At 54.1% G+C, this 13,104-nt stretch carries 9 protein-coding genes; 6 read left to right on the top strand and 3 right to left on the bottom strand.

The annotated features are described in order from the left end of the window. Window position 1 precedes the first annotated feature (1 nt). The 6 genes from CLV83_RS05825 (at window position 2) to CLV83_RS05850 (ending at window position 9,251) form a co-directional block, all read left to right on the top strand. Complete coding sequence (locus CLV83_RS05825; RefSeq protein ID WP_132288796.1) at window positions 2-1,780, top strand: acyl-CoA dehydrogenase; 1,779 nt, start codon at window positions 2-4, stop codon at window positions 1,778-1,780. Between the two features lie 152 nt (window positions 1,781-1,932). Then, window positions 1,933-2,682, top strand: a complete 750-nt coding sequence (locus tag CLV83_RS05830; RefSeq protein ID WP_132288799.1) for an electron transfer flavoprotein subunit beta/FixA family protein — start codon at window positions 1,933-1,935, stop codon at window positions 2,680-2,682. A 12-nt stretch (window positions 2,683-2,694) separates the two neighbouring features. Beyond that, entirely contained in the window at window positions 2,695-3,624 is a 930-nt protein-coding gene (locus CLV83_RS05835) for an electron transfer flavoprotein subunit alpha/FixB family protein (RefSeq protein WP_132288802.1), read from the top strand. A 134-nt stretch (window positions 3,625-3,758) separates the two neighbouring features. After that, a complete protein-coding gene (locus CLV83_RS05840; protein WP_132288805.1) occupies window positions 3,759-5,405 on the top strand; it encodes an electron transfer flavoprotein-ubiquinone oxidoreductase in 1,647 nt (548 codons plus the stop codon). 532 nt (window positions 5,406-5,937) lie between these two features. Continuing rightward, window positions 5,938-7,062, top strand: coding sequence for an AAA family ATPase (locus tag CLV83_RS05845; protein ID WP_132288808.1), 1,125 nt, complete (start codon window positions 5,938-5,940; stop codon window positions 7,060-7,062). Then, window positions 7,062-9,251: a S8 family peptidase gene (locus CLV83_RS05850; RefSeq protein WP_132288811.1), complete on the top strand. Its 2,190-nt coding sequence runs from the start codon at window positions 7,062-7,064 to the stop codon at window positions 9,249-9,251. The genes CLV83_RS05845 and CLV83_RS05850 overlap by 1 nt, the downstream gene beginning before the upstream one ends. A 235-nt stretch (window positions 9,252-9,486) precedes the next feature. On the opposite strand, the gene CLV83_RS05855 is transcribed toward CLV83_RS05850, so the two are convergent. From CLV83_RS05855 to CLV83_RS05865, 3 genes are read right to left on the bottom strand one after another with little or no spacing between them, the layout of a single operon-like run. Continuing rightward, window positions 9,487-10,644 carry an L-lactate dehydrogenase gene (locus tag CLV83_RS05855; RefSeq protein WP_132288814.1) on the bottom strand — a complete coding sequence of 386 codons (1,158 nt, stop codon included), beginning with the start codon at window positions 10,642-10,644 and terminating at the stop codon, window positions 9,487-9,489. A gap of 43 nt (window positions 10,645-10,687) precedes the next feature. Continuing rightward, window positions 10,688-11,620: a 2-hydroxyacid dehydrogenase gene (locus CLV83_RS05860; RefSeq protein ID WP_132288816.1), complete on the bottom strand. Its 933-nt coding sequence runs from the start codon at window positions 11,618-11,620 to the stop codon at window positions 10,688-10,690. A gap of 50 nt (window positions 11,621-11,670) precedes the next feature. Further along, window positions 11,671-13,047: a GntP family permease gene (locus tag CLV83_RS05865; protein WP_132288818.1), complete on the bottom strand. Its 1,377-nt coding sequence runs from the start codon at window positions 13,045-13,047 to the stop codon at window positions 11,671-11,673. Between the last annotated feature and the right edge of the window lie 57 nt (window positions 13,048-13,104).

Below are 13,104 nucleotides of genomic sequence, written 5' to 3' on the forward strand. Positions count from 1 at the left end.
AATGAGCGATTATAAACACCCGCATCAGGACGCCGAGTTTGTACTGAACGAGCTGGTTGGCTTCGATGACCTGTGCGCCGCCAACGGCTTTGACGACATCAACTTTGAACTGGCCTCCGCCATCCTCACCGAAGCCGGCAAGCTGGGCTCCGAAGTCCTGGCGCCGCTGAACGTGATCGGCGATAACCAGGGCGTTAAGCTCACCGAGCGGGGCGTAGAAGAGACCGCGGGCTTCAAGGAAGCGTACCAGCAGTTCGCTGAGGGCGGCTGGAGCTCCCTGATCGCCGATGAAGAGTACGAAGGCCAGGGCCTGCCCAACGTGCTGTGCACCGCCGTTAACGAGATCTGGCAGTCCGCCAACATGGCCTTCGCGCTTTGCCCGCTGCTGACCCAGGGCGCGGTTGAAGCGATTGCGCACCACGGCAGCGAAGAGCTGAAGCAGACCTACCTGCCGAAGATGGTCTCCGGCGAATGGACCGGCACCATGAACCTGACCGAGCCGGATGCCGGTACCGATCTGGCTGCGATCAAGACCCGTGCGATCCCCAATGGCGATCACTACCTGATTACCGGGCAGAAGATCTTCATCACCTGGGGTGATCATCAGATGACCGACAACACCATTCACCTGGTGCTGGCCCGTCTGCCGGACGCACCGGCCGGTGTTAAAGGGATCTCCCTGTTCGTGGTGCCCAAGTTCCTGCTCGATGCCGAAGGCAACCCGGGCGTACGCAACGATGTGAAGTGCGTCTCCGTTGAGCACAAGCTCGGCATTCATGCCAGCCCCACCTGCGTCATGAGCTACGGCGATAAAGAGGGTGCTATCGGCTACCTGGTCGGCGAAGCCAACAAGGGCCTGGCGTACATGTTTACCATGATGAACTGCGCCCGTCAGGGAGTGGGTCTTCAGGGCGTCGCCATTGCCGAGCGCTCTTACCAGCAGGCGCTGGATTACGCTAAGGAGCGCCTGCAGGGCACCAACAAGGATGGCAGCCGTTTCGCCATCATCAAGTTCCCGGATGTGCGTCGCATGCTGATGCAGATGAAGTCCGCCACCGAAGCGATGCGTGCGCTGGCGTTCGTCGGCGCTGCAGAAGTGGACCGCGCCGGACGCGCCCAGGATGAGGCAGACCAGCGCCGTCACCAGGCTCGCCTGGAACTGCTGACCCCGATCGTCAAAGGCTGGATCACCGAGCTGTCCCAGGAGATCACCTACCTGGGCACCCAGGTCAACGGCGGCATGGGCTTTATCGAAGAAACCGGTTCCGCCCAGCACTACCGAGATGCTCGCATCCTCACCATCTACGAAGGCACCACCGGTATCCAGGCACTGGATCTGGTCGGCCGCAAAACCCTGCTCAACAAGGGCGAAGCCCTGGCAGAACTGCTGGCCGAGATCGAAGAGACCGTGGTTGCGCTGAGCAAGCATGAAGGCTTTGCAGAGCAGGGCGCAGCACTGCGTGAAGCACTGGAAGCAGGCAACAACGCGCGCAACTGGCTGCTCGAAAACGCTGCGCAAGATCCGGCCGCAGCCGGTGCTGTCAGCGTGCACTTCATGATGCTGTTCGGCTACCTATGCGGTGGCTGGCTGATGGGTCAGTCTGCACTGCGCGCTCAGACGCTGCTGGACGCAGGCGAGGGCGATCCGGAGTACCTGAAGGCGAAGCTGGTCACTGCCCAGTTCTTCTCCGAGCACCTGCTGCCGCGCACCAAGGCCAGCCTGGAAACCATCCTCAAGGGCAGCGCTAGCATCATGGCGCTGAGTGAAGACCAGTTCTGATCAGCACCTTAATAGAACGCACAGATTCGGATTCAAAAGGAATAAGAATCTAAAGGCACAAGCTGCCGGTGAATAGCCGGCAGCACCCAGAATAACAAGAGAACAAACACCCGCATGGAGCCATCCGCAAAGGGTGTTAAGAGAGGTTTAAGATGAAAGTACTCGTCGCTGTTAAGCGCGTCATCGACTACAACGTCAAGGTACGCGTTAAGCCGGACAACTCCGATGTGGACCTGGCTAACGTCAAGATGGCCCTGAACCCGTTCTGCGAAATCGCGGTAGAAGAAGCGGTTCGACTCAAGGAATCCGGCGCCGCCTCCGAGGTGGTTGTAGTGTCCATCGGCCCGAAGGCCTGCCAGGAACAGATCCGTACCGCACTGGCACTGGGCGCCGATCGCGGCATCCAGATCGAAACCGAAGAGCTGCCCGAATCACTCAATGTGGCCAAGCTGCTGGCCAAGGTGGTCGAAGAGGAACAGCCGGGCCTGGTTATCCTCGGTAAGCAGTCTATCGATGCCGACAACAACCAGACCGGCCAGATGCTCGGCGCACTGCTGAACCGGCCCCAGGGTACTTTCGCCTCTGAAGTTAAGATCGACGGCGACAGCGTTAACGTCACCCGCGAAGTAGATGGCGGTCTGCAGACCCTGAACCTGAAACTGCCAGCGATCGTCACCACCGATCTGCGTCTGAATGAACCGCGCTACGCCAAGCTGCCGGACATCATGAAAGCCAAGCGTAAGCCGCTTGATGTGAAAACCCCGGCAGACCTGGGCGTAGAGCTCAAGAACCACACCCGCCTGTTGAAAGTCTCCGCCCCGGCAGAGCGTCAGGCCGGTATCCGTGTCGCCAGCGTAGATGAGCTGATCGACAAACTGAAAAACGAAGCCAAAGTACTTTAAGGGGGCGATCAGATGGCTATTCTCATCATTGCAGAACATGACAACAGCACCCTGAAAAGTGCCACACTCAACACAGTAACCGCCGCCTGCCAGATGGGTGACGAGCTCCACCTGCTGGTCGCAGGCGAAGGCTGCGCCGCAGTAGCCGAAGCCGCCGCAAGCGTTGCCGGCGTCTCCAAGGTCCTATTGGCCGATAACGCCGCCTATGGGCGTCAGTTGGCAGAAAACCTCTCGCTGCTTATCGCAGAGCTCGGCAAGGACTACAGCCACGTAGTCGCTCCGGCCACCACCACCGGCAAAAACGTGATGCCCCGTGTGGCCGCACTGCTGGATGTGGGCCAGATCTCCGACATCATCGCCGTAGAAGCCGCCGATACCTTCCAGCGCCCAATCTACGCCGGTAACGCCATCGCTACCGTGCAGTCACTGGATTCGATCAAGGTGATCACCGTGCGCGGCACCGCCTTCGATGCAGCAGCAAGCACCGGCAGTAGCGCCAGTGTAGATAGCGTGAGCCCGGCTCACGATGCCGGCACCTCCGCCTTTGTCAGCGAAGAGATGGCGAAGTCCGACCGTCCTGAACTGACTGCGGCCAGCGTAGTAGTTTCCGGTGGCCGTGGCCTCGGTAACGGCGAGAACTTCGCACTGCTGGAATCCCTGGCCGATAAACTCGGCGGGGCGGTGGGCGCCTCCCGTGCTGCGGTAGACGCAGGCTTTGTACCCAACGATATGCAGGTGGGCCAGACCGGCAAGATCGTAGCGCCCGATATCTACTTCGCCGTCGGTATCTCCGGTGCAATCCAGCACCTGGCCGGTATGAAGGACTCCAAGGTGATCGTCGCGATCAACAAGGATGAAGAAGCGCCGATCTTCCAGGTGGCGGATTACAGCCTGGTGGCCGACCTGTTCGAGGCGGTGCCGGAGCTGGAATCCAAACTCTAAGCCGTAAACCCGAAAGACAGTCGTCGCAATCCTTTATGCCCTGTTCTTCCCCAGGTTCAGGGCATATTTTTTGACCCGAATTGATGACCTTATATCTATAAGAAAGGCGGCAGGGATATCGCCGGGAGGTTTTTATGCGTGATTCTATGGAGTTTGATGTCGTTATCGTGGGCGCCGGCCCGGCCGGGCTCTCTACCGCCTGCCGCCTGATGCAGCAGGCCCAGGAAGCGGAAAAAGAACTCACCGTCTGCGTCGTCGAGAAAGGCTCCGAGGTAGGCGCTCATATACTCTCCGGTGCGGTGTTCGAGACCCGCGCACTGGATGAGCTTTTTCCCAACTGGAAAGAGCTTGGTGCGCCGCTGAACACGGCGGTCACCGAAGATGAAGTCTACCTGCTCAAAGATGCCGAGAAGGGCACCCGCATCCCCAACGCCTTAGTGCCGAAGACGATGCACAACCAGGGCAACTACATCATCAGCCTGGGTAACCTCTGCCGCTGGCTGGCGGAGCAGGCTGAGTCCCTGGGCGTGGAAGTCTTCCCCGGCTTTGCCGCCTCCGAAATCCTCTACAACGAGGATGGCAGCGTGAAGGGCATCGCCACCGGTGATATGGGCGTCACCGCCGACGGAGAGCAGGGCGCGAACTACACGCCGGGCATGGAACTGCACGCCAAATACACCCTCTTCTCCGAAGGCTGTCGCGGCCATCTGGGCAAGGAGCTGATCGCCCGTTACAAGCTGGATAGCCAGTCCGACTGCCAGCATTACGGTTTAGGTATCAAAGAGTTATGGGATATTCCTGCGGAACAGCATCAGCCTGGCCTGGTGGTGCACGGCACCGGCTGGCCGCTGGATAAAGACACCAGTGGCGGCTTCTTCCTCTACCACACAGACAACAACCAGGTGGTGGTCGGGCAGATCGTCGACCTGAACTATGCAAACCCTTACCTGAGCCCCTTCGATGAGCTGCAGCGCCTGAAACATCACCCGGTGCTTGCGCGTCATCTGCAAGGGGGCAAACGTGTTTCTTACGGCGCACGTGCCATCGCAAAGGGCGGCTACAACTCCCTGCCGAAAATGACCTTCCCCGGTGGTCTTCTGGTGGGGTGCGATGCCGGCACGCTCAATTTCAGCAAGATCAAGGGCAGCCACACCGCGATGAAATCCGGCATGCTCGCCGCTGAAGCGATCTTCCAGGCGCTGGTGAACGGCGATGAGGGCGGTAATGAACTGGTCGCCTATACGGACCTGTTCGAGTCATCCTGGCTCTACGATGAGCTGTTCCGCTCACGTAACTTTGGCCCGGCGATGCATAAACTGGGTCACTGGCTCGGCGGTGCGTTCAACTACGTGGATCAGAACTGGTTCGGTGGCCGTATCCCGGTAACCCTGCGCGATAACCACCCGGACCATGAACAGCTGAAACCGGCCAGCAGCTACCAGCCGATTATCTACCCCAAGCCAGACGGCAAACTGAGCTTTGACAAGCTCTCATCGGTATTCCTCTCCAACACCAACCATGAAGAGGATCAGCCCTGTCACCTGCAACTGGAGAACGCCGATATACCGCTGCAGCAGAACCTGGTGAAGTTTGCAGAACCGGCCCAGCGTTACTGCCCGGCGGGCGTGTATGAAGTGATAGAGGAGGAAGAGGGCGAGCGATTCCAGATCAACGCCCAGAACTGCCTGCACTGCAAAACCTGCGATATCAAAGACCCGCCCCAGAACATCACCTGGGTCACGCCAGAAGGGATGGGCGGGCCCAACTACCCGAATATGTAAGCTTCTACCTTCGCCCCGGTATCAAATCCCTACTTTAGGGATAAGGGGCGAACCTCAGAAGGTCGGCGATCCCGTCGACCTTCGCGTTATGTACCAGCCGACCACTGCTGTTCCTCACCCACAGCTGCACCCACCCAGGTCGGGCTGGTACGCCATCTGCCGTACTACCTCATTTCATGCCTTCGCCGCCTGCGCGATTTATGTTGCATGAGGAGCGGATCGCTGCTGCGTTGCCGTTTAAAGTAATCAGACCGTTGGTCGGAGAATCACCGCATCTATGAAGGGGCTGATCTTCTTCAATGAGAAAGCGTTCGAGCAATAGGGTATCAGCACCAACGAGGCTAAAACGGAGTTCCCCCGGCAGCGGTAGCGACTACACGTAGCATGCTCAAGGCTTTCGAAGGTTCGCGCTTACAACGCTGGAAGGGACCACCTAAACGCGTCATTAACGGCATCACTTTGTGAATTATTTGTGCATATCAATTCACTATATGCCAGAATTAGTTCACTGTTTCACGCCTTGGATCTAAAAATGAAGTACTACACTGAAATCTCTAACATTGTTCGCGGCGCCCTAGCAAGTGATCGTAAGCATGTATCTCTATATATCCAACAACTCATTGAAAAGTTGAAGGTAGATGGTGAGCAACTCGCAGTTAAAGGCCTTAGCGAACAGCTAGAAGGAGGTGTGCAACCGGTTACGGCGAAAGGAGCTTCCGCAAACTCAATCTCTCAGAGGCCGGTACCGGTAGAGAAGGACAACCGTTTCTCTTTAGCGGACATAACCCACCCATTAATTACTGACTCTCAGATTTTTTTACCTGATGGTTCAAAGAAAGTAATCGACTCATTTTTAGGTTACATATATAAGAAAGAACGCCTCATTGAGCTAAATATACCCATTAATCCAACGCTACTTTTGCATGGTATGCCTGGTACAGGTAAAAGTAAGTTAGCTAATCATATAGCAGCAAAGCTAGATCTTCCGTTAGTTACGGCGCGTGCTGATGCTCTAATATCATCCTATTTAGGTTCAACATCAAAAAACATAAGGTCACTGATTGACTATGCGCAGTCTCAGCCATGTGTACTGTTTCTAGACGAGTTCGATGCCATAGCAAAAGCTAGAGATGATAAGAATGAGATTGGAGAACTAAAACGAGTTGTAGTTAGCTTACTTCAGAACATCGATTCTCTAACGGATACCATCGTTATAGCCGCAACCAACCATATACATCTTTTGGATCCTGCTATTGGTCGAAGGTTTCATTACAAATTAGAACTTACTCCACCATTAGAAAAAGAGAGATATGCAATTTTCAATTCTTTGCTTTCGAAATACGATTTTACTGAAGGAGACTTAAATTTATGCGTTCAAGTATCTGATGGTATGACTGGTGCAGAGATAGAAATGGCAACCTATGAATACTTGAGATACTCAATCATTAACGAACTACCCGCATCACGAATTGGTCTTGTGAGAACTATTTTGGTCTCGTTATATCCTTGGCTAAATTTCGAAAGTGATGAAGAGCGTAGCAAGAACATGCATAAGCTCAAAGAAATAAACGGAGAGCTTTTCACTGGAAAGCTTTTCTCCTTATTGTGGGATATATCACCTAGTTACGTCAGTCGGTTATTAAAGGATAATAAATAATGAGCACACCTAAAAACCCTATAAAACACGTCCAATTCTCAACCACTGACTACTTTAAGCCATCAGTTAATCCTGGTGGTTCGTCTACTCCATTGAAGCCTGTCACAAAAGAGTTTAGAAATGAGCTGCTTTCGTCTATTGATAGGGTATACCAGTCCCTAGAAGCTGGAGTGGAGACTAGTGGTGTAGATACATGCGCTGCGCTTGTTGAGTTAGAAAGCAATGCGACAGCAAAATCTCATAGGCCTAAGGCACTTTTTAACGAAAAAACATGCCCTTTTTTTGGCGATCAAGGATATGGGAAACTCTTGATTCAGGTAAATCCAAAAGGCCTTGAGGCATTACGAAAAAAAATCGAAACTGCTGAAAGTAAGAAAGCGATCAAAGCCTTATCGACTATTAAGAGCATTAGAAACTATAGTCCAAAACTCGATTATATTGGAGAAGACTTAACCCCAATTATTATTCGTTTGTTTCGTTATAATGATGATGAGATTAACCTGGCCATTGATCATAATTTTGAAAACCTGCTTGATAGAAATGATGCTAAGTGGGTAAAACACCTGTCAGAATCAGTCCGCCTCTATAAAGTATTCTCTTATTCAAAAACGTTGTTAGATATACTGCCGTCTGTGAGTTCAGTACAAAGCGCTATTCGTTCACAAAGTATTACAGTTAAACCAATGACCGATTCTACCGTCAGAGCTGAACGGGCAGAATTATCAGACCCTGAGGATGATAAGGCTTATCCTATAATTGGTGTCGTCGATAGCGGGGTCAGTGCCAATTGTCCGGCTATTCAGAATTGGATTGCGGGCTCTAAGTGCTATATTCCAGAAGCTTTAAGAGACTTCTCTCATGGTACTTTTGTGAGTGGTTTGCTATCAAACGCATTCCACTATAATCAAGATATTCGCTTTCCATCGTGTCAGTCAAAAGTTTTTAGTGTGGAAGTACTAGGCAATGGTATTGGCGATGTATTTGAAATTATTAATGCCATGTATGAAGTAGCCGAGGAGCAACCTGAAATTAAGATTTGGAACTTATCTTTAGGCTCGTCTTCGCCTGTATCTCTTGACGAAATATCCACAATGGCGTTAATGCTAGATGAGTTCCAAGATAAATATGATTGTTTATGTGTAGTCGCGGCAGGTAACTACACCGACTCTCTAAGAGAGTGGCCCCCTGTCTCTCAGCTAAATGATGGAGTATCGAGCCCTGCTGATTCTGTTCGCGCAATTACAGTTGGTGCCTTAGCTCATGTCGATGGACACGTGAGGAACGAGGAGCCTTCACCATTTAGCCGCAGAGGCCCGGTTTCAAACTATATACAGAAACCAGATTTAGTACACTTTGGCGGGAATATACTCTCATTAGGAGGTATGGCTATTCCATTAGGTGTAAACTCGGTCTGTCCACTCGGCAATAAACGTAATGATGTAGGCACTAGCTTTTCAACACCAGTCATTGCAACAATCGCAGCTAATATTTACCAACAACTAGGTGAAAGAGCCTCTCCAAACCTTGTTAAAGCTTTATTAATTCATAACGCAAATATGAATCATGGCCACACGCTTGATAGAGAGTACAAACACTATTTTGGATGGGGTTTACCTCGAGATATTGAAAGCATCCTCGAAGTAAATGATTATGAAACAACGCTCGCATTTCAAGGTCATGCTCAAAAAAGTTTTGAAGTCGAGAAACTACCCTTTCCTATACCCAGTTGCCTTCGAACCGAAGAAGGAAAAGTTAGAGCTGAGTTCTTTATAACGTTAGTTTATCAACCAAATTTAGATCCTAATAGAGCATTTGAATACTGCCAATTTGACGTAAACGTAGGTTTTGGTGAGTACAAGGACGGCAGTTTCTCATCAAAAATCCCACGCCAGCAAGAGGCGCATAATTATGAATCAGAACTTGTAAAAAATGGTGATAAATGGTCTCCAATCAAGGTCTATCAAAAGCGATTTCCTAACGGTATCAATATCGAACATTGGAAATTAAGGGTTTCCATTCTTGATCGTGAGGGAATCGAAGTAGAAGGAGTTCAAATTCCTTTCACAATATTACTTACGATTCGTGATATAGACAAAGAAAAGCCTGTTTACAACGAAATGGCCCAGTTAATGGATGCCTATAACTGGGAAGTCTCTGATCTATTGATCGAGCCGAGAATTGAAGTTTAGAATTTTTTAAAGATGGCTAGAGTAAGATAACGAAACCATGCAATTACACAGTAAGGGTTTTAAAAAACATAATTTGGGCGAATTTTTTGCTCCGCCTTTTAATAATTAAGAATCGCCAAAAATTTAAATTTAGTTCGCATGTTTTAGATAATAAATCAAGACCAGCTTATACTGAAAGGCCGGATCAATAAAAATCGATCCGGCCCTTGCTTTAACAGCTCCTCGCTAAACAACCTCAAACCGCCTCAATCAACTCCCCAGTAATCTCCTCTAACCGGTTCACGCCCATCAGCGCCATGGCGGTTCTGATCTCGCTCTGGAAGTTGTTAAGCAGATCATTCACTCCCTGTTCGCCGGCGCCGGCCATGGCGTAGATCCAGGGGCGGCCGATCAGAACGCCGCGGGCGCCCAGGGCGATCGCTTTGACCACATCGATGCCGTTGCGGATACCGCTATCGATATAGACTTCGGTTTGATCGCCCACGGCCTTGGCGATAGCGGGGAGCTTGGCGATGCTGGACGAGACTGAATCCAGCTGGCGGCCGCCGTGGTTGGAGACGATCACGCCATCGGCTCCGGCGGCTACCGCTGCCTGGGCATCTTCAACCTCCATTACGCCCTTGATGATCAGCTTGCCGGGCCAGATTGTTCTGAGCCATTCGATATCTTTCCAGGTGACGCTGGCGTCGAACTGGCTGTCGATAAAGGCTTTGTATTCGTTTAGATCATCGGGGTTGGGCACCACTTCACTGAGGTTGCCGATCACATGGGGTTTGCCCTTGATTGCAACATCCACAATCCAGCGCGGGCTGTAGAGCAGCTGCGCGGCCTTGGAGAGTTTGCTGCAGAGATTGGTACCCAGCATGCCGTTACGGAAGTCGCGCAGGCGTTTGCCGGGCACCGGCAGGTCTACGGTAAATACCAGGGTGTTTACGCCGGCTGCTTCGGCACGTTTCAGCAGCGACTGCACCACCTCGCGATCACGCAGCATATAGAGCTGAAACCAGATCGGCTTGCCGGTGGCCCGGATAATCTCCTCCACCGGGCAGATGCCAAGGGTAGAGCAGGTGAAGGGAATACTGTTGGCGTTGGCCGCACGCGCGCCCTGGGTTTCACCACGGCGGGCGAACATGCCCGCCATGCCCACCGGCGCCAGTGTCAGCGGCATCGCGGCCTCGAAGCCTGCGAGGGTGGTGGAGGTATCCACATCATCGACATTGCGCATCACCCGCTGCTTGAGGCGGTAGCGGTCGAAGCCGTTTACGTTATCCGCAAGGGTCTGTTCGGCATTGGCGCCACCGTCGATATAGTCGAACAGAAAGCGCGGCAGCCTGCGCCGGGCCAGTCGTCGGTAGTCATCCACCGTGACCGGGTTCACATTGAAAATACTCATGGGATCGACCTTTCAGTTACGCCGGTCTGTCACCGGCGCCAAATCAGTTGCAGCAATCCTGCGGCGCGCCTTGCTGGATAAACGCAGCGATGTTCACACAGACACGGCGCGCCATATCCGCGCGGCACTCCTGGGTGGCGCTGCCGATATGGGCCAGCAGGGTGACGTTATCGAAAGCGGTTAAGCCTGGGCTTACCTGTGGCTCAAACTCGTACACATCGAGACCTGCGCCGCCAAGATGGCCGCTCTCCAGCGCCTTGATCAACGCGGCTTCATCCACCAGCGGTCCGCGCCCGGCATTGATCAGCACCGCACCGGGTTTCATCTGGCTGAGCGCTTCGGCATCGATGATATGGCGGGTATTCGGGTTGAGGTCGCAGTTAAGGGAGACGATATCGGCTTCGGCCAGTAGCTGCTCCTTGGTCTCGCAGAAACGCGCACCGAGAGCGGCTTCCGCATCGGGGTTAGGGCTGCGGTTGGTGTAGATAATCTCCATACCAAACCCCTGGGCACGGCGGGCCAGCGCCTGACCGATGGCGCCCATACCGATAATACCGAGGGTTTTGCCATGCACGCGGATGCCGGTCTGACCCATGCCGGAAACCCAGTCATCGGCGCGCAGGTAACGCTCACTGGCGCTGAGTTTGCGGCAGGTGGCCAGCAGCAGTGCCATCGCCAGGTCTGCAGTATCTTCGGTAACCACCGGCGTATTGCTCACGGCGATACCCAGCTCGCGGGCGGCGGAGAGGTCCACATGATCCACGCCGATACCGATATTGGCGATCAGGCGCACCGACTTCGGCAGTTTGGCCAGCACCTCGCCCTTGATCGGGTCCAGCGGTGTCGTGACGATAATATCGCCTGCAGGGATAGTGTCGGCTGTCAGGTCCACGATCTGCACCTCGCCAAACTGGCCGAGGGCATCAACCATCGGCTGGGGTAGCGGACGGGTCACAAGAAGGGTTGGCTTACTCATATTGCTATCCTGTTTTTGTTATTTGATGAGTGATAACTGGGAGCCGCTGATCAGGCCGATGTGAGTACCAGAAGCCCGATAAGCGCCAGTGTCACCAGCACCGGGATCACCACGGTGATGATGCCGATATCCTTGTACGCCTCTTTGTGGGTGAGCCCGGTGATGGTCAGGGTAGCGATCACCGTGCCGCAGTGGGGCAGGGAGTCGAAGCCGCCGCTGGCCATGGTGGCGATACGGTGCAGCACCTCTGGGTTCAGGCCCATCTCGGTATAGGCGGGCGCCATGGTCTGCATGAATATCTGCAGGCCGCCGGATGCGGAGCCGGTGATCGCCGCCACCAGGCTGACCGACACAAAGGCCGACAGCAGCGGCGGCAGGTTGGATTCCAGCATCAGCGAGGTGAATTCAAGAAAGCCGCTGGTGTGGGTAACAATGCCACCAAAGCCGATCACCGCCGCGGTGTTGATCAGCGGCATGATCGAATCCTGGGCGCCATTGCCCATCACCTGCAGCGACTCACGGCGGATATGGCTGAACATCAGCGCCGCCAGAACAGAACCCGCGATCAGGGCGATGCTGGGCCAGACAATCGGCTGGGCGTTGGCAAACTCGATCAGCGTGCGTAGCAGAGACCCTTCATCCAGCGCACCGATATCGATCGACATGCTGATAACGCGGGGCAGAAGGATCAACCCGATCACCACAACCATCGGCAGCAGGGCGAGCTGCCAGGGTGGATATTCACTTTCATCCAGGGACGAGATGCGATCCGTTGAGCCCGGCACAAAGGCTTCGCCGTTGGCGATGGCCAGTTTGCGCTGCCGCTCCAGGTACCAGATCCCCAGGAAGAACATCGCCACACCGCCTACGGTGCCAACCCAGAACCCGGCGAACAGATCGCTGCCCAGCGCCACCGAGGAGATCACGTTATGAATCGACGGTGTGCCCGGCAAGGTGGTCAGCGTGAAGGTACCGGCGCCGAGCGCCAGGGCACCGCAGAACAACCGCTTGGGAATGTTAGCCTCCTGCAGCAACTTCAGCCCCAGCGGATAAAGCGCGAAGATCACCACAAAGGCGACAACCCCGCCGTAGGTCAGCAGGGCGCATGCCAGGGTGGTGATCCAGAGTGCGCGGTGCGCACCCAGGCGGTTGATCAACGCCGTGGCGATACTGGCGGCGGCGTGGCTGTCGCCCATCACCCGGCCGAAGATGGAACCGGCGGCAAACAGCAGGAAGAATTTGCCGGCAAAGGTAAATGCGCCAAGCGGGCCGAAGGCGTAATACTCAGAGAGGCTCGGGGCCAGGGGAAGGTCATTGGTCAGCACGACCAGCAGTGAGCAGATCAGCGATGACAGGATGATATTCACCCCGCGCAGCGCCAACAGGATCAGCAGCACAACGCCGCCTATCAGTCCGGCATATTCCATTTCTTATTATTCTCCGCAACGGGCACCCGACGTCTGAAACATCAAAGTTTCAGGGCC

It is taken from the genome of Marinobacterium mangrovicola (assembly GCF_004339595.1).
GTDB classification, from domain to species: Bacteria; Pseudomonadota; Gammaproteobacteria; order Pseudomonadales; family Balneatricaceae; genus Marinobacterium_D; species Marinobacterium_D mangrovicola.